Source organism: Caballeronia udeis, assembly GCF_001544555.2.
In the GTDB taxonomy this organism is placed as follows: domain Bacteria; phylum Pseudomonadota; class Gammaproteobacteria; order Burkholderiales; family Burkholderiaceae; genus Caballeronia; species Caballeronia udeis.
Genome location: NZ_FCOK02000094.1, coordinates 17,150 through 34,706 on the forward strand (window position 1 = coordinate 17,150; position 17,557 = coordinate 34,706).

General features: G+C 60.0%; 13 protein-coding genes and 1 pseudogene. 8 read left to right on the forward strand and 6 right to left on the reverse strand.

Features of this window, described 5'->3' with window-relative positions; genetic code table 11:
• Positions 1-156 precede the first annotated feature (156 nt).
• The 7 genes from AWB69_RS39435 (at position 157) to AWB69_RS39465 (ending at position 7,390) form a co-directional block, all read left to right on the forward strand.
• Entirely contained in the window at positions 157-777 is a 621-nt protein-coding gene (locus AWB69_RS39435; RefSeq protein ID WP_062092201.1) for a TetR/AcrR family transcriptional regulator, read from the forward strand.
• 287 nt (positions 778-1,064) lie between these two features.
• Entirely contained in the window at positions 1,065-2,414 is a 1,350-nt protein-coding gene (locus tag AWB69_RS39440; RefSeq protein ID WP_062092202.1) for an MFS transporter, read from the forward strand.
• 74 nt (positions 2,415-2,488) lie between these two features.
• The gene (locus AWB69_RS39445) at positions 2,489-3,205 is read left to right on the forward strand and encodes a maleate cis-trans isomerase family protein (RefSeq protein ID WP_062092203.1); all 717 of its coding nucleotides are present in this window, start codon (positions 2,489-2,491) and stop codon (positions 3,203-3,205) included.
• Between the two features lie 171 nt (positions 3,206-3,376).
• Positions 3,377-4,462 (forward strand): porin, encoded by a 1,086-nt coding sequence (locus AWB69_RS39450; protein ID WP_063978008.1) that lies wholly within the window; start codon positions 3,377-3,379, stop codon positions 4,460-4,462.
• A gap of 16 nt (positions 4,463-4,478) precedes the next feature.
• Positions 4,479-5,114 carry a maleylacetoacetate isomerase gene (maiA, locus tag AWB69_RS39455; protein WP_062092205.1) on the forward strand — a complete coding sequence of 212 codons (636 nt, stop codon included), beginning with the start codon at positions 4,479-4,481 and terminating at the stop codon, positions 5,112-5,114.
• A gap of 406 nt (positions 5,115-5,520) precedes the next feature.
• Positions 5,521-6,906, forward strand: a complete 1,386-nt coding sequence (gene phaZ, locus AWB69_RS39460; protein WP_063978009.1) for a polyhydroxyalkanoate depolymerase — start codon at positions 5,521-5,523, stop codon at positions 6,904-6,906.
• A gap of 199 nt (positions 6,907-7,105) precedes the next feature.
• Entirely contained in the window at positions 7,106-7,390 is a 285-nt protein-coding gene (locus AWB69_RS39465) for a DUF4148 domain-containing protein (protein ID WP_062092206.1), read from the forward strand.
• Positions 7,391-7,674: 284 nt separating this feature from the next.
• On the opposite strand, the gene AWB69_RS39470 is transcribed toward AWB69_RS39465, so the two are convergent.
• The 6 genes and pseudogenes from AWB69_RS39470 to AWB69_RS39490 form a co-directional block, all read right to left on the reverse strand.
• Entirely contained in the window at positions 7,675-8,667 is a 993-nt protein-coding gene (locus AWB69_RS39470) for a sugar-binding protein (RefSeq protein ID WP_062092207.1), read from the reverse strand.
• Positions 8,668-8,859: 192 nt separating this feature from the next.
• Entirely contained in the window at positions 8,860-9,885 is a 1,026-nt protein-coding gene (locus AWB69_RS39475; RefSeq protein ID WP_231937385.1) for an ABC transporter permease, read from the reverse strand.
• A 212-nt stretch (positions 9,886-10,097) separates the two neighbouring features.
• Positions 10,098-10,838: an ATP-binding cassette domain-containing protein gene (locus AWB69_RS39480; RefSeq protein WP_062092208.1), complete on the reverse strand. Its 741-nt coding sequence runs from the start codon at positions 10,836-10,838 to the stop codon at positions 10,098-10,100.
• Positions 10,839-11,050: 212 nt separating this feature from the next.
• A pseudogene (locus AWB69_RS49965) lies at positions 11,051-11,233 on the reverse strand (IclR family transcriptional regulator); the annotation flags it as partial.
• Positions 11,234-11,411: 178 nt separating this feature from the next.
• Positions 11,412-14,486: a biosynthetic peptidoglycan transglycosylase gene (locus tag AWB69_RS39485; protein ID WP_062092209.1), complete on the reverse strand. Its 3,075-nt coding sequence runs from the start codon at positions 14,484-14,486 to the stop codon at positions 11,412-11,414.
• Positions 14,487-15,778: 1,292 nt separating this feature from the next.
• Complete coding sequence (locus tag AWB69_RS39490) at positions 15,779-16,336, reverse strand: Hsp20/alpha crystallin family protein (protein WP_062092210.1); 558 nt, start codon at positions 16,334-16,336, stop codon at positions 15,779-15,781.
• 370 nt (positions 16,337-16,706) lie between these two features.
• Here AWB69_RS39490 and AWB69_RS39495 point away from each other — a divergent pair.
• The coding region (locus AWB69_RS39495; RefSeq protein WP_156529141.1) for an Hsp70 family protein at positions 16,707-17,557 on the forward strand (851 nt) is incomplete at its 3' end.

Here is a 17,557-nt window from a genome sequence, read left to right on the forward strand (position 1 = left end):
ATGCGCGAGGCGTTGTTCGTCGATCGAAGCGGGGGGATTGCTAGAATGGCGGGCGCCCGCGCTTGGAGCGCTTGGAGTCAGGGCGCGAAAAAGTAGGGACGCCGGTGTCTGGCGATACCCGCGATATCCGCAGATCATCCTGTTAGAGGGAACCCAGTGCCGCAGGTCAAGAAACCAGAAGTGCGGGAGGCGATCCTGAAGGCCGCGTTTGCCGCGTTCAGCAGCAAGGGCTATTCGGCGACGACCATGACCGAGATCGCTCGCCTTGCCAAAACAACAGTGGCGAACCTGTACGTCTACTTCGACTCGAAGCTTGTCATCCTGTACGAGATTTACCAGCCCTGGCTCACGAAGCAGCTCGACCTGCTGCGCGACGAGGTGATGAGCCTGGATACGCCGAGGGCGCGCATCAAGCGAATCCTGGTTGGCCTCTGGTCCGACATTCCGTCCACTGACCACACGTTCGCCAATGCGCTGATCGACGCACTCGCAAGCGCGCCGCCGAACCAGGGCAAGCCGTTCAAGCTGATCGATTCAGTTGATGCATTCATCGGCGCATTGCTGCACGACTCGTTGCCGCCGGAGCGCGCGTCGGTGGTGCAGGGCAACTTGCTCGCGCACGTGATCTGGATGGCGTTCGACGGTTTTGTGATCAATCACCGGATTGGCGACGTGCGCGACATCGACCAGATCGCCAGCATGATGACGGATCTCCTGCTGGGCGGTTCCGAGTCCGATGTCAGCATCCAGCCCGATACTGATCCGCTTCCGCGCTGATTTTTTTGCTGCGGTGCACTTGGCGCACATCGAGCACATTGCAAGCTTCAGCGTCGTCAAAAGAACCCGGGAAACCGGGCGGATTTTTGAAAATCTTTTGACATGCCTGAATAAAGAATGTCATTCTGTATTTAGATCATCACGCGGATCGACCCGCACATCGACACAATGTTCCTGACCTCGCACCGGCCTGAAAGCCGGCGCGTCCGGTCTGGGCGTGCGGAACGGTCGCGCCTGCAGATCCTGCCCCGCATCATCTGCTCTGCTAAATATATCGAGGTGCCTTCATGGCGGCTTTGTCTGATACCGCAGCGTCCCACGCGTTCCATCCGCCCGCGCGAACGACGTATCTGGTACTCATCCTGTGCTTTCTCACCATCGTGGCCGAAGGCTACGACATAGGCGTGATGGGCACGATCGTTCCCTCGCTTCTCGCCGATGCCAACTGGAAACTCACACCCATCGAGATCGGCGCAATGGGCAGTGCAGCGCTCTTCGGCACGCTGATCGGGTCGTATTTCATCAGCGTGGTGAGCGATCTGGTCGGGCGCAAGTTGTTGCTGATTGGCTGCGTGACGCTCTTCTCGCTCTCGATGATCGGCGCTGGCTGCGCGCCTACGCCCTTGGCGTTTTCAGTGGCACGGTTTATTGGCGGACTGGGCCTGGGCGGCGTAATTTCGGCAGCGGCGGCATTGACGATCGAGTTTTCGCCGCCTGAAAAGCGCAACCTCAACTTCGCGCTGATGTACTCGGGCTATTCGTGCGGCGCGTTGCTCTCGGCGGTGATCGGCATGGCGTTTCTCGGCTCGCATGGCTGGCGTTTCGTTGTGGCGCTCGGCGCGGCGCCGTTGCTTGCGGTGCCGTTCCTGTTCTACATGCTGCCCGAATCGCTCGACTTCCTGATCGCACGCGGTCGTCACGAGAAAGCGGCGGTGCTTGCCAGGAAGCTCGGCATTGCGCCCGCCGAACTTGAGCGCAATGTCAGGGACCCGCTGCCCAAACCGAGCGTCGGCGCCGTGTTCCGCGAAGTGTTCTCGAAGCAGAACGCGCTCGCCACCATCAGCTTGTGGGTGGCGCAGGTCGCCGCTGTCATGGTGATCTACGGCCTTGGCACGTGGCTGCCGCAACTCATGCGCAAGATGGGCTACGACCTGGGTTCGAGCCTCTCGTTCCTCGCGGTGTTCATGCTCTCGTCGGCGCTGGGCGGCATCCTGATCGGGCGTATCAGCGACTTTCTCGGCACGCGCAAGACTATTGTGGGCGGCTATGTGATCGGCGCAATTGCCATCTCCAGTCTCGCGATCAAGAGCGGTCTCATCATGAACTATGTGCTGGTGGCGCTCGCGGGCTTCGGCAGCATTGGGGTGGCAATGGTGCAGCTCGGTTTCATCGCCAACTATTACCGGGCGCATGCGCGGGCGAGCGCCACGGGCTGGGCGGTGGGCGTGGGCAGATTCGGCGCAATGAGCGGTCCGATGGTCGGCGCGTACTTGGCTTCCCGAGGCGCTGATGTCCAGTGGAACTTCTACGCATTCGCCGGCTCGGCGCTGGTGGCAGCCGCGGCCATTGCGCTCACGCGCAGTCCGCACTGGAGCAGCGCTTCGATGACGACCGGCGCGGTATCGCTGAAAAGCTGAAGCGCCTTCGCTGACCGTACCGCCCGGTGCGGCATGCGCGCCTTATAAATCAAACCGTCATCACAGGACTTTCCATGAGTTGTGGATTCGGCGAAGTGGCGCGCATTGGGCATCTGTATCCATCGGGCGGCCTTTGCGACCATGAAGTGCAGATGATGGCGCCCGACGGCGTGCAGTTTCTTACTACGCGGCTGCCGTTTCGCGATACGTCCATCGCATCGGACAAGGCGTTGATCGACAATCTCGAATCGCACGCCATGCTGCTTGCAGACGCCCGCGTGGACCTGATCGCTCTCAATTGCACCGCGGCGGGCGTCGTTGCAGGGCCGGATGAGATCAACCGCCGCGTGCAGGCTGCGACCGGCATCCGGTCGGTGACGACAATTCAGGCGGTCATGGCGGCGCTGGCGGCAGTGAATGCCACCAGTATCGCGCTGATGACGCCCTACAGGCGTGAGGTGGTGGAAGCGGAAACCGCGTTCTTCGAGAAACAGGGTCTGCGTGTCGTTCTGGAAAAAAGCTTGCCGCAGGCCACTCCCTACGATCAGGGGATGCTGCATCCACAACGGTGGCTCGAACTGGCGGCCACGCTCGAAGGACCATTCGATGCGCTCGTTATCAGTTGCGCGGGAATCCGGCTCGCCGGTGTCATCGAAAGGCTTGAAGCGCGCGTGAACAGGCCCGTGATTGCCAGCAATGCCGCGTTGCTCTGGTATTGCCTGAGAACGCTGAACATCGCGCAAAAACGGATGCACTACGGAAGCCTGCTGGAAGGTGCTTTCGACGCATGAATCACTGACGTAACCGCATTGCGCAGGACGTCCGGCCAGACGTTGTGCTTTCGCGCGCGCCTGGGTGTAGCCGATCCAATCCAGTTTTACATCTGACATGGAACCTTCATCCGGTCGTTATGGGCCGGTGTTTAAACACGCTCGCTTTTGATATCTTCCAAAGGATTAGTAATGCTAAAAACTATGGGTCTCATTGCTGTGGCGACTATTTGCATAGGCTATGTCGATCGATGTGATGCGCAGACCAGCAGCCTCACCCTGTACGGCAGTATCGACGAAGGGATTGGCTACGTCAGCAATCAGAATGGCGGCAAGGCGGTCGTCATGGGACCCATTGCGGTGCCTGACAAGTTCGGTTTCGTTGGCTCGGAAGATCTTGGGGGCGGCCTGAGCGCCATCTTCAAGCTGGAGAACGGCTATTTCTCAAACACCGGCCGTTTTGCGATATCGGGTTATGAGTTTAGCCGGCTGGCGTATGTGGGACTTGCCAGCCAGCAGTGGGGAACGCTGACGCTTGGCCGGCAATGGGATCTGACGAACGATGTGTTCACGCCCAACGCCAACGGCGCGGTGCAATTCAACAACTTCATGTATCACCCGGGCAATATCGACAATGCGGCGGTAACGCCCCTCAGCAACTCGGTCAAGTACGCGAGCCCGGGGTATCGCGGCTTCGGCATTCGCACCATGTATTCGTTCAGCGACGCGAGCACCGCGCTCGGCAGATATATTGGCGCAGCGGCGCTCTATGCGAGTGGACCGCTGCAACTCGGCGCGGTCTATAGCGACACGAATCATCGCACGTATGCTTTCAATACGCAGTTGGGTTACACGAGCTTCATGGGGCAGAACCTGGCCGGCGGCGCGTCTTTCGTGGCGGACAACACGCGGATCATCGGGGTGGCGGGAACCTACAAGCTCGGCGATCGCTGGCGTATTCACGGCATGATCGATCAGGCGCATCTGCAGACTCGGCAGGACACGGAGACCGCGTTGACCGAAGAGCTCGGCGTGGATTATCAGGCGAGCATTGCCAATACGGTGAGTCTGGGCGGCTTCCATACCGGGTTTGCGGGCAAGGGATACACCACCGTGGGCCTCGCCAATCTATATCAACTGTCCAAGCGGACGCTGGCTTATGCCGAAGTCACGTTCCAGAAGACGAATGGCGGTGCGTTGGCGGACTTGCCTTCGTTGTCGCCTTCGTCGAACGATCATCAGCTTTCCTTAAGGATGGGATTGCAGCACTACTTCTGATAGTAAAAGGGAAGACATGAAGCTCTTCGAGTACCCGGCGAGTTCGTCGTCGCTTCGCGTACGCATTGCGCTCAACCTGAAGGGAATCGCTTACGAGTCGTTCTGCGTGGATCTGGCAAAGGACGGCGGTGAGCATCGGCAACCGCCGTTTTTGTCGATCAATCCGCAGGGGCTGGTGCCGGTTATCGAGTCCGAGGGACGTTACATTGCGCAGTCGCTCGCAATACTGGAATTCCTGGAGGAGCGGTATCCGTCGCCTGCGCTCATGCCTGGTTCATCGCATGAGCGGGCGCAGGTGCGCAGCCTGGCGCTGCACATTGCCTGCGAGATGCATCCGTTATCGAGTATGAAGACGCGGGCCCGGCTGAGCCGTGAGTTTCTACTCGACGACATCCAGACCCGGCGGTGGGCGCTTCACTACCTGGAACAGGGTTTTGGCCAATTTGAAGCGTTGCTTGAAAAGGGCCGGCAAGCTGGGCCGTTTTGCCACTGCGATCTGCCGACCATCGCCGATTGTTTCCTGATCCCGCAGGTCTACAACGCGCGGATGATGGGGCTCGATATGGCGGATTTTCCTCGCATCGACCAGATTTATTCCGCTTGCCTCGAACGGGATGCGTTTCAACGCGCCATGACGCCGATGACTGGCTGATTGTTAAGACTGTGTGTCAACGTAGAGTCCTCTTGATCTGATCAAGCGCACCCTATTTTTGAGGCAAGGCTGACGACCGCGGTGCGAGTTGAGGTCGTTCTTTCGGGCAACCGCGGCCTATCGGGACCGGCATGGCCTCGCCGTGCGTTTTTCTCCAGATCTTCTAAAATTATTTGTCAGGAGAGTCGTTTGCAGCAGAGGCCTCCATCCTTCCTGTGTATCGGGCTCTCGCGGGAACTTCACGGACCCTCACGATTCTTATTGGTGCCGTTGCAGCTGAGCGAGTGGGCCGATGCGTTGCGAACCCGCATCGTGTCCTTCAAGCGGACAGTTAGTTAGTCGACTACTCCTTTCTACCGTCCCGAGGTTCGTCCGGATTTTTCGCCCGTCTCATTGGAGGTGGCGAATGGAACGAATGGTACGAACGGCAACGCAACCGTGGTTGTACCCGATGGTTGAATACCAGCGCTTGCTGCTCGCACCGTTTTCCCTGTGGGCCGCCGGCGCCGCGAACGCGCTCGCCGACCCTTGGGGCCCGTTGGCCTGCGTTTCGGGTACCCGCAGCTTTGCGGCGGGGTACGAATTGCTCCACCGGTTAAGCAAGACCTACGAAAAGCCCGCGTTCGGCATCAGGGAGATCGAAGCGGAAGGCCGAAAGATTCCAGTGGCCGAACAACTCGTCCTGGCGAAACCATTCTGCGACCTGCTGCGATTTTCGCCACAGCCGGAGCCTTCTGCCATTTCCACCGGGCGCACGAAGACACGGCCCGTGGTGCTGGTCTGCGCTCCGCTGGCCGGTCACCATGCGGTCCTGCTCCGCGAGATGGTGGAGACGCTGCTGCCGAACCATGAGGTGTACATCACGGACTGGCGTGACGCGCGCAACGTGCCGGTGGCAGACGGGCCTTTTCATCTGGATGACTACGTGTCCTATATTCGGACGTTTGTTCGCCATATCGGCGCGGAAAACCTGCATGTACTTGCGGTTTGTCAGGCTACGGTGCCGACGCTTGCCGCCGTTTCACTTTTGGCCAGCGAGCAGGAGCCAACGCCCAGAAGCTTGATCCTGATTGGGGGGCCGATCGACGCGCGTAGCGGTGCGAATGCCGTCAACCGGTTCGCCACGAGCCAGCCGCTTCTATGGTTTCGGGAGACCCTGATCCACCCGGTGCCGGATCATTACCCCGGCGCGGGTCGCGAGGTGTACCCGGGTTTTCTGCAGCGGGCCGGACTTGACGCGATGCACCCGGGGCGGCTCGCGAGTTCGCACTGGAACTACTGCCTCGATATGATCCAGGGCGACCTCAAGCGCGCCGAGGTGCACCAGCGGTCCTGCGAAGAATATGGTGCAGTGCTTGATATGGCGGCCGAGTACTACCTCGATACCGTCCAGACCGTGTTTCAGGAATTCCGTCTGGCTCGTGGCAACTGGTGCGTACAAGGCCTGCCAGTGCGTCCGCAAGACATCCGTGCTACGGCTTTGCTCACTATCGAAGGCGAGTTGGACGACGTTTCCGGACGCGGCCAAACCCACGCCGCGCAGGACCTGTGCGCAGGTATTGCCACGCGCGACAAGCGCGGCGTCACACTGCACCAGTGCAATCATTACGATCTCTTTTCAGGGCCGCACTGGCAAACGGACGTTTATCCCATCATCCGCGACCTCATTAGCCAACACGACGGGTCTCATCAGTCGACGATGAACAAGAGAGACCGGGCTACGCTGCGTAGCAGCACGGATCCTGTACCCCGGAGCAAAGTCCGGCGGGCACGCCATGCCCCAAATCCCTGATTGCAGCCTGGACTGCGTGACATCGGAGGGCCCGCGTCTGATCGCTCAGCCAGCCTTATTGCGCAATAGGGGATGAAGGGTTCAACGTCTACGGGTTCAACGATCCATCATCGCTCCCCGAACAACTAAAATGTAATTGCTGGTCGCAGCATGGGGTGTTTGAAACGAGGACAAAGGCAGTCCTTGGAGGTAAGTCATCATGAAATCATTGCTCTATACGGCAATTGCCGCTTCAGTACTCGCCATTCCGGTCGTCTCGTTCGCGCAGCAATCGAATGCACCTGTCACGAGGGCGCAGGTGCGAGCCGAGCTCATTCAGATCGAGCAGGCCGGCTACAATCCGGGCGGCCATGACCCCAATTACCCACGGGACATTCAGGCTGCACAGGCACGGGTGGTCGCCGCTCAAGCCCAAGCTCAAACCGGCAGTTATGGTCCGGCGGTAAGCGGGTCGTCGCAGTCAGGTCGTCCGCCCGGCCAGTAAGTGATCGGGCTTGTGACCGCGCTTGTGATTGCTTCGGTCACTGAGTATTGTCTTCAGAGAGCGCGGCGTCTTGGCGTGCTTTGATATGCGAAATGAACTCGCTCTCGCGGTAACCCGCGAGCGGCGAGTTTGTTTTCCAAACATCAATGAACCCATTAAGTTAGCTATCCTGACGTACGTCTTGTTCGGCAGAACGTCAGTCAACACCTTGTGAATCGCACAGATCAGGGCTGTCTCGGCTCAGGCATCGCCCATCCATTTCTTTGAACGGATCCTTGCCGCCTTCAATGCTTGAGGCAGGTGTCCGCGTTCTTCCAGGTGCAAGTATCAAGGCCCGTGTGGATGACCGGTTTTACCGACTTTCCTTCTGCAAGGTCACGCATGACCATCGCCGCCCGATAACCCATTTCCTCCGGCCGCTGGCCGACGAGTACATTGACCTTGTGGTCCTTGAGGGCTTGCAATTCCGGTCCGAGCGTATCGGCCGAGACGATGACGAACTTCCCGCTCTGGATCTTATCCATGATCGGCGCGACGACCTGCGAATAGGCCTGCGGGGCAAAGAGCGGCCAGCCACCCTCCAGCACGAAGGCGTCGAGACCGGTGGCGTTGGCGGTTAGCGTGTCCTGCATCATCTGGTTCGCCTTGGCGGCGTCGTCGTTGACGTAGAGCGGGCAGGCGCTGATCTCTTTCCAACCGTTTTCACCGGCGAGCTTTGCGATTCCCTTCTTGCCGGAGAGTACGTCGCGCGTGCCTTGGGCGCGCTGGTTGATGTTGTCGGCGGCGGGATTGCCCATGACGAGGCAGATATTGCCGCCCTTCGGCATCAGCAACTTCAGCTGCTCGCCAAGCTTGACGCCCAGGTCGTAATTGTCGGTGCCAACGTAGCTCTTCCGGAGCGAGGCGTCCTTCGGCAGCAAATCGGCATCGGCGGTGATGACCGGGATCTTCACATTGCGGCGGCGCAGCACTTCGGCCACGGCAGGGGCGTTCGCAGGCGAGATCGCCATTGCCGACACACCTTTGGTCAGCAAGTCGTCGATGATCTGCACTTCGGCGCTTTCGTCCGCGGCTGTCGCGGGCCCGGTGTAGTAGCAGGTGTAGCCTTCCTTGTTGAGTTCCTTGTTCGCCCGCTCGCATCCCTGATGCATGAGGTCGAAGTAGGGGTTATCGAGACCCTTCACCACCAACGCCAGGGTCTTATCAGCTGCGAAGGTGGGGGAGGCCAACATCGCGAGCCCTCCAATCGCGGCAAGACACATCAAAGCTTTCTTCATTATTTCCTCCTTACTCTGGTCTCATGCAAAGCTGTTAGCGCCGGCTTTACGGTGCCCATGCCTGCTCGCACCATTTTTATAATAGTCCCAAGGAAAGCCCGCGTTCGAGCTTTAACGTTCCGGCGGAACGTCGTCGTGTGAACCCGTGGCGTCCGGCAATTGCGCGTTGCGGCCGGTGGGCCTGAAGACATTTCAATCTCCTTGCCGTTCACCGCCGAGCCGGTTGAAGAGCACGGCGATGATGATGAAAGTGCCAATGACCGTACCCTGCCAGAACGAGTCGACGCCGAGCAGGATCAGGCTGTTGCGGATGACTTCAATCAGCGCGGCGCCGACGACGGTCCCGAACGCGCTGCCCACGCCGCCCACGAGGTTGGTGCCGCCGATCACGGTCGCGGCGATCACGCGCAATTCGTCGCCCTCGCCAAGCCCCGTTGTCACTGCGCCGAGCCAGCCGACTTCGAGGATTGCCGCGACCCCCGCCATGAGGCCGGCGAGCACATAGACGGAGCAGATGATGCGGCGCACCGGAACACCGGTGAGTCTCGCCGCATGGCGGTTGCCGCCGACGGCGAAGACGTAGCGGCCCCAGCGCGTCCACGTAAAGGCGAACCAGAAAAGCACGGCGAGGACGATCAGGAACCACACCGGGTTGGCGAGACCGAAGACCGAGCCGCCGCCGAGCGCCAGGAGTTTGCTGCCGTCGGGACCGAAATCGAAAATGGTCCGGCTGCCGGAGAACACCAGCGCGAGGCTGCGGCCGACGCTCAGCATGCCGAGCGTGACAACGAAAGGCTGCATGTCGAGATAGGCGATAAGCAGACCGTTCACGAGGCCGACGAGCCCGGCGGTCAGGAGCCCCATGCCGATGCCGGCCCAGATCGGATAGCCGGCGTTCATGACCACCGAGAGGACGATACCGCTGAGGCCAATAGTCGAGCCGACCGAAATATCGATGCCGCCCGTGATGATCACCGCCATCATGCCGAGCGCGACGATTGCCACGAAGGCGAAGTTGCGCGTGACGTTGAAAAGGTTCTGGTGCGTCGCAAAGGTCGAGGTCGCGAACGAGAGCAGGATGCAGGCGACGATAGTTGCGAGCACCACCCAGAAGACCTGGCTCGCGAGCAGCCCCGTCCAGCGGGTATGGGTTCTCGTGGCTTGCGGATCATCAAGCAACGGCGGTATTGAGGTGGGCCTTTCCGGCGCATCGTTCAATTCGAGTCTCCTGTGTCGGTCGCACTTGGCGCTTCAGCGTTTAGTGCGACCCCACACCTTTTGTGTCGGTCGCACTTGGCGCTTCAGCGTTTAGTGCGACCCCACACCTTTTGTGTCGGTCGCATCTGGCGCTTTAGCGCCTAGTGCGACCCCATGCATAGCTGTGCGAGTCAGGCAGCGGGTCAGACAGCGAGTCAAGCTGTCAGTCAGGTTCAGGCGGCGGCAATGGCTCCGGTGATGAGGCCGGTCACTTCTTCCGCCGAGGATGCTTCGATCTTCTTGTCCGCGACCTTGCGCCCACGCCGCATGACGACCACGCGGTGAGCAACGTCGAAAACGTCAGGCATGCGGTGGCTGACGAGAATGACTGCGATTCCATGCTCGGACAGGCGTCTGATGAGGCTGAGCACCTCCGCCACCTGCCGGACGCTGATCGCTGCAGTCGGTTCGTCCATGATGACGAGCCGCGCCTCGGAAAGACGCGTGCGAGCGATCGCCACGGCCTGTCGCTGACCTCCCGACATCTGCCGGACGAGGTCCCGCGGGCGGGTCTCGGATTTCAGTTCCTTGAAGAGTTCGCCGGCGCGCCTGTACATGGTCGCGTGATCGAGAATGCGGATGGGCCAGAAACCGATCCGTGGCTCCCGGCCAAGGAAGACATTGGCCGCCGCCGTCAGGTTGTTGCAGAGCGCGAGGTCCTGATAGACGACTTCGATGCCCTGGGCGCGGGCGTCGACAGGCTTGGTGAAATGCACCTTTTCACCATTGATGAGAATTTCGCCGTGCGAGGGGGGAAAGTTACCGGCAATAACCTTCACCAGCGTTGATTTCCCGGCCCCGTTGTCTCCCATGAGCCCGACCACCTGGCCCGGCTCAAGACTGAACGTCACGTCGTTCAGGGCGTGAATGGCGCCGAAGTGCTTGGAAATGCCTCTGAGCTCTAGAAGACCCATGGACTGTCGCGCTCGCTCCAGTGGAGCCACCCATTTCTCCCACCGGGCGACCGATAGACATGCTAGCTAGATTTTTTATAGCACAACGGTGCCTTTTCGCAAGCCTGGTTCGGTTATGGGGCTTATCTTCGGGTCAATGGAGTCAATGAGGGTCAGCACGCGAGACCATTTCTCGCGGCTCGTACAGGCAACAATTTAATCAAACGCACGAATCAAAGACTCGCAGGCCCCAGCCTCGCGGCAATCTTCTTGCAAGCTTCCCTTAATGGCACCGTATAGGTCTCATGCGCTCCCGCCTGATGCCGATAAACCGGCATGCTGATGCTGACACAGCCGACCGTGCGCTTGTCGGCGCCCTGGATCGCGGCGCCATAGCAAAAGATCGCCAGCTCGTTCTCTTCGCGGTCTTCCGACTAGCCACGTTGTGCGGTCAGGTCGAGTTCCTTTCTTAATGTGTCGGCGTCGGTAATCGTATCGCTGCGATGGTGGGGTGTCTTTCAGTATTTAAGTTGGTTATCCTTATAGATATCGATCGAATGTGGCCGGAGAGTACGGTCCACTCACGGAGCCACGTCACCTCGCGGCAACCGGCTGCACGGGTGAACCGGGCGCCGCATGAGAATCCTGGTCAATCAGCGGTTCAAGCACTGGCGCCAGCGATTTCAACAACTGCACCGACAGCGCACTCGTAAATTCATAGCGCGCCGCATACGGTTCATGCACGTTAGCGGTGAGTGCGCCGAAGAATCGATCGCCAATCGCGAAGACGAAAGTCGCGCTCCGATTGACCTTGCGCGATTCGATCAGCCGCCGCCCGCGCGCGAACACGTCGAAGCGCTGATCTCCCGTACCCGTCTTGCCATAGACGTCCAGCGTGCGGCCATTCGCAAGCGGCATGCCGTCCTCCAGCCGCTTCGCGGTGCCGCCGAGCACGACATCGCGCAACAAGCCATGCACCACGTCGACTATCTCGGGTGAGAGCACCGGGGGCGAGGACGTAGACGCGCGGGTGAAATGCGTTTCATAGGGCGTGCCTTGCGCGAAGTCGATTGAGGCGAAGTCCTGCGCCGGCAGCATCGTACCGCCGCTGGCGACGATCCCGATCAATTGCGCAAGCGCGGCGGGCCTGTCACCCGACGCACCGATCGCGGCCGCGTACGACGGCGTGATCGTCGCGAACGGATACCCGAGCTTGCGCCACGATTCGCCGATTTCCGCATACGCCTGCAGCTCGACCATGTGCCTGATGCGTCGATCTTGCGTGCCGTGGTAGCGCGTCTTGAATAGCCACGAATAGGAAGCGAAACGCGCGTCGCGGCTTGCGGCCTGCACGTCGCTTTCCGTGGCGTCCGGATGGTCCCGCAGGTAGTTGAGCGTCCACAATTCGAGCGGATGCACGCTCGCGATATAGCCACGATCGTTCAGGCTGAATTTATCGATACCGTACTTCGCGTAGAGCTTCGCGATATCCGCGGGCGCCAGCGCTGCCGCCGGCGTACCCTTGAGCGCGATGCGCATCTGCGTGTCGAACCACGCCTCTGAGGCCTCAGGCGCCACGCTGCGCAGTACCGTGGCTATCTTGGGTGGTGACTTGCGCACGTCGCGCAGCAGCGTCGCGAGCGCCGCGTCAGGTGCCTTGCCGTGATATTTCGCATAGAAGCGATGCATATACACGCGGCTCTCCTGATCGGCGAAGCGCGTGAGATAGGCATGGCGCGATACCGGATCGTCCAGCCAGTTCGACGTCGGTCCCGCTACCTGGATCATCTCGTAGTGGACGATATCGCGCATCAGCCGCACGAACACGAGATTCACCGAATGCTGGAACGCGCGATGCACGGTGAGGATGTGGCTGTTGTCGCTCGCTTCGAAGTTATTGAACGTCTGCTCGCCGCCGCCGGTGTAGAACGTTTCGCCGGCGCTCGCGGAATACTTGCGTTCGACCGCAGCATTGAGCATTGCGCCCAGTGAACGGTCCGGTGCGTGCCCGAGATAGTCGAGCGCCCAGCGACTCAGCACATCTAGCCGGTCGGGCTTGATGTTGCGAAGTTCCGCTGCAGTCATCGATGCGTAACGCGCATGCAACTCGGAGACGATCTGCAGGTACGTGATAAGCGTGCGCAGTTTGGCTGTCGAGCCAAGATTCAAGCGCGCCCCCTGGTTGATGTCGAATGGTTCGTTGACGCTGTCGGTCTGCACTCGCACCAGGTTTGCGCCATCGCGCCGCTCGAGCAGCGTGAAGCTGAAAGCGATTTTCGACGGATCGTCCTTTGGACGCAGCATCTCGAAGCCGTATAGACCGGCCGCTTTCGCGCCCTCCGGCGTGGTGGCGAGTGCGAGCCGTTCGCTGACGGCCTGCTGCACCGGGTTGTCGAGCGTCGCGTGTACGGAGAGGTCGAGCCGGTCAAGGTCGTAGAAGCTCGGCACGCCGAGCGCATTGACCAGATGCGTGCGCAGCGAGGTCAGCGCCTTGCGGGTGACAAACGATGTATCGGGGTGGACCGGTTTCGCGTACTGCAGTTGGAGGTGGGCTGTCAGCGCGGCGTCGCGAAGCATCGTAGGGATAATTCCTCGAGTTGCCAGAAGCCGGACGTAGCTGTCCGTCAGTTGCGCGAGCGCAGCGTTGTTGCGACGCAGGAAGTAGGAGGGCGCGCGCTGCGCAATGACCAGCGACAGTGCTTGCTTGAACGCAAGCGCTTGTGCGTCGAGCGTCTCGGGAGACAGGGGGGCCGCCAGAAGCCGGTTGACCTCGTCGAAGTCGCGCCCATACCAGGCGGCCAGGCCGTCGCCAATGCCTGCGATTTCGCCCACGCCGGGCTGCGCGGCAAGCGGCACCGTGTTCAGGTAGCTGACAATGATCTGCTGGCGTACCGGCAGCGTTTGCGGGCCCCCGAGATACGCGCGCACTGACGCGGACGCGATCTGGCGTAATTTCTCGGGCGGTGTCGCCGTGCGGCCGCCGGGCGAATGGCGGAATTTCTCGAGCTGCGTGGCGAGCGTGCTGCCGCCCGGTGTCAATTGATGCCGATCGACGATCCGCAAGCCCTGGTCGAGTACGGCGCGGCCGAAGCGGCCCCAGTCGATCGCCGGATTGCGGTTCGGTTGGTCCGGGTCGAGCAGGTTGCGGTCTTCAATGAACAGCAGCGCATTCACGAGCAGGGGAGGCACCGCGTCGAAGTTGCCGTAGATCCGCGCCGGATAGCGCACGTCGTAGAGGGTCGAACCGGTGGCGTCGAATAGCTGAAGGCCTGCCTGGTCTTTTTCGTCGTAGGGCAAATACAGGCCGTCGTCTGCGACAGACGTCATCATCGCGGAGTCGCGCGCCTGCGAGGTGACACTGAAGCCTCGCGCGAGCAGACGCTTTTCGAAGTCAGGCAGCGCTTCATAGCCTAGACGCACGTCGTACGGTCCGCTCGTGGGAAACCGGATAGAGTCGCTGGCGCCCGCACCGACTTGAAAGCCGATGTCGCGGCCCAAGTCAGACAGATAGCGCGCCTGAAGCCGGGACGTTTCTATTTCGTTCTGGACGAGTCGCGCAGCAATAACGATCGTTACGAGAAAAGCGGCAAATACCCCCCACTTGAGCCATCGTACGAGCGATACGGCGGCTGTTGCGCGAAACGGAAAACGAACCGGCGGCCGATTCATGGTGATGTTCTACTGGCTGCAGGATCCACGCAAGTTATTGACGCGAGCAAATTAGGCCGCACTCGCGAACACCGCGAGAAAGGCTGCGGCCGGCCGCTGCTCGCCCCGTGGCCGGGGGAAAATGCCATTTGCGCACCGCATAGGTCGAGTCGCGGGGCGGTTCATGACGTTGTTTCCCAGTGCATCCCAACATGCACCTTTTTATAGTCTAGTGCGTGGCAAGCGGACAGCAAGTCGAAAGGATTTGTCGGCATTCGCGAGGGCCAATCGGCTCATGTCCACCTGCGCAGATGCAGTCTCCATTGACTTGGTTCATCGCTCGGGCTCGGTAGACGGCTGTCTCAGTGTTTGGAAAAGAGGTCGCATCGAGCTCCGCCGGCGCATGCGGAAGATGGGGAAGATATGGGGGTTATGGGTGCTACGGGAGGATGGGCGCCTTCCGTTTGGGCGCCCCCCGTTTCGCTTCGCGTGTCGGAGACGCCACCATACGACACGTCGGTACCGGATTGAGCGGACATGTTGGCGTCTTCCACCATCTTCGCTCGTGCAGATGGGGGCGCACTCTGCTGCGTTTCCTGAGCGTTCACCATACTTGCCGACCCAAGCAAGATGGTGCCGGACACCGTCAAAATGAGAGCTGGTTTCATCTCCCTACTCCTCGTGTGAGTGCAGTCGCCGAGTCCTTTTCCCGGCAAGGTGGAATTCGAATATTATTTTTCGTGCCCGCCGACCGCGTCAATGCCGGCCAAGGTGCTCCAACTTTACTTCCTCCTCGATGCGCGCGGAGACCTGCAGCAAAGAATGCGCCAAACCCTCGCGTCCAGAATCCATGGTTTATCGACAAGACATGGCGATGGTTTCGCATGGGTACGCTAGCTAAAGTTTAGAGGAATCTGGATAACGGAGGTACACAAGTCCAGAGGAATCCTTGAGAAGTGTTGGGAATTTGATTCAGCGCTTGAAAATAGGGTCGGGAATGCGCTGGAGGGTACGCTTTCATCAGGCGCGGCGATTGGATTTACGAACCGCCCGGATGCGATCGGTCACGTTGTTTCCCTTCCATCTGCAGGACATGCATAGACGGTTAAAAAAAGACAGCGCACCCCTGTTTTGTCCGATTTTAGCCGTGGCCTCTGTCGGCAGCATGGGTGGGGCTGAGCGATTTTATCCGGCTGTAATCTACATAGACGAGCTACGTAGACGAGCGCCGGCAGGACAGCCGGCGAAGCGCCGCAACAACGCCGAGCCAGCGCCGTCGGCCAGCTTGACTTGCCTCGCGCTTCGTCGTGCCGCTACTGGATGTCGATGTTGCGCACCGTGGACGCGGACGTCTCCGTCTTCGGCAGATTCAGCGTAAGCACGCCATTGTCGAACCGCGCGTCAATATGCTCGACATCGACGCCGTCCGGCAGCGGTATGCGCCGCATAAATGCTCCATGCGCGCGTTCGAGCCGATAGCAACCGTCCTCCTCGGTACGCTGGTCTTGCTTCTTCTCGCCGCGGATGACTAACGCACCGGCTTCGACGGAGGTCTGGATGTCCTCCCGGCTCACGCCGGGCAGTTCGGCGGTGATACGCAGCGCTTTACCGTCGTCGACCACGTCGATGCGAGGCCGGAAGCGAGCAGGGCTGAAATCCCCGAACCACCGATCCCGTTCGTTGAAAAATGGTTCCTGAAACAAGTCGCTCATTGCACGCCACGGGTCGTTCAGAAAACGGCGAGGTAGCTCCGGCCACTCGAGAAACTCATGTTTTCCACCGGCAGAATCCGCTGACTGCGACGCTGGGCTTTCCTGGCTCGTCCTGCGCAAGAACTTGAACGGATTCCAGTTCCTGAGTTCCGGGTTCATGATCAATCTCCTTTATCGCTATCCGCACGATTGCTCCATACTTGAGAAGTCGTATGGATGGCGAAGCAAGCTTATTGGACACGCGACTGCCTGAGCGAAATCAAAGATAGGCGCTGTCACAGGAAATTCAAGAGCGCATCTGCTTCGTCGCGGCTTCGTGAAAACAAGGCTTCGTCGTGGGTGCTCGCACCAAATTTCGAACGAACGTTCTTGCTAATGGGCGAACTCCTCTTTCAGGAGATTTCCCGGCTCCGGACCGGGCGAGATCCCGATGCTTGGGGATATATTGTTTTTTGATGCTGAGAGCGGCGCAAACCCGCTGATTTGACGTACGAGGCTAAATTTTCTGCAGTGGCTGGAGGTAATGAAAATGAGCAAAATCATCGGTATCGATCTGGGCACGACAAACTCGTGCGTCGCGATCATGGAAGGTGACGTCGTTAAAGTGATCGAGAATGCGGAAGGTGCGCGCACCACACCGTCGGTCGTTGCTTATGTGGACGACAACGAAGTCCTCGTCGGCGCGCCGGCGAAGCGGCAGTCGGTGACGAACCCGAGGAACACGCTGTACGCAGTCAAACGCTTGATTGGCCGCCGTTTTGACGAAAAAGAAGTGCAGAAGGACATCGGCCTGATGCCTTACAAGATCGTGCGCGCCGATAACGGCGACGCCTGGGTCGAAGCCCGCGATCAAAAACTGGCGCCGCCGCAAATTTCGGCTGAAGTGCTGCGCAAGATGAAGAAGACCGCTGAAGACTATCTTGGCGAGGAGGTGACGGATGCCGTGATTACGGTTCCGGCCTACTTCAACGACAGCCAGCGTCAGGCGACGAAAGACGCGGGCCGAATCGCCGGTCTGGAAGTGAAGCGGATCATCAACGAACCGACCGCGGCCGCGCTTGCGTTCGGCCTGGACAAAGCTGGAAAACGCGACCGTAAAGTTGCCGTATATGACCTGGGTGGCGGCACATTCGATATTTCGATCATCGAAATCGCGGACGTGGACGGGGAGAAGCAGTTCGAAGTGCGGTCCACGAACGGCGACACGTTCCTTGGCGGCGAAGATTTTGACCAGCGCATCATTGACTACATCATCTCCGAGTTCAGGAAGGATCAAGGCGTTGACCTGAGCAAGGACGTGCTTGCGCTGCAACGCCTGAAAGAAGCGGCTGAAAAGGCGAAGATCGAGTTGTCGTCTGCTGCTCAGACCGAAATCAACCT

Excerpts from the sequence above, each read along its gene's own strand:
- AWB69_RS39440 (WP_062092202.1), top strand. The coding sequence starts at position 1,065 with ATGGCGGCTTTGTCTGATACCGCAGCGTCCCACGCGTTCCATCCGCCC.
- AWB69_RS39445 (WP_062092203.1), top strand. The coding sequence starts at position 2,489 with ATGAGTTGTGGATTCGGCGAAGTGGCGCGCATTGGGCATCTGTATCCA.
- AWB69_RS39450 (WP_063978008.1), top strand. The coding sequence starts at position 3,377 with ATGCTAAAAACTATGGGTCTCATTGCTGTGGCGACTATTTGCATAGGC.
- maiA (WP_062092205.1), top strand. The coding sequence starts at position 4,479 with ATGAAGCTCTTCGAGTACCCGGCGAGTTCGTCGTCGCTTCGCGTACGC.
- phaZ (WP_063978009.1), top strand. The coding sequence starts at position 5,521 with ATGGAACGAATGGTACGAACGGCAACGCAACCGTGGTTGTACCCGATG.
- AWB69_RS39465 (WP_062092206.1), top strand. The coding sequence starts at position 7,106 with ATGAAATCATTGCTCTATACGGCAATTGCCGCTTCAGTACTCGCCATT.
- AWB69_RS39470 (WP_062092207.1), bottom strand. The coding sequence starts at position 8,667 with ATGAAGAAAGCTTTGATGTGTCTTGCCGCGATTGGAGGGCTCGCGATG.
- AWB69_RS39480 (WP_062092208.1), bottom strand. The coding sequence starts at position 10,838 with ATGGGTCTTCTAGAGCTCAGAGGCATTTCCAAGCACTTCGGCGCCATT.
- AWB69_RS39485 (WP_062092209.1), bottom strand. The coding sequence starts at position 14,486 with ATGAATCGGCCGCCGGTTCGTTTTCCGTTTCGCGCAACAGCCGCCGTA.
- AWB69_RS39490 (WP_062092210.1), bottom strand. The coding sequence starts at position 16,336 with ATGAACCCGGAACTCAGGAACTGGAATCCGTTCAAGTTCTTGCGCAGG.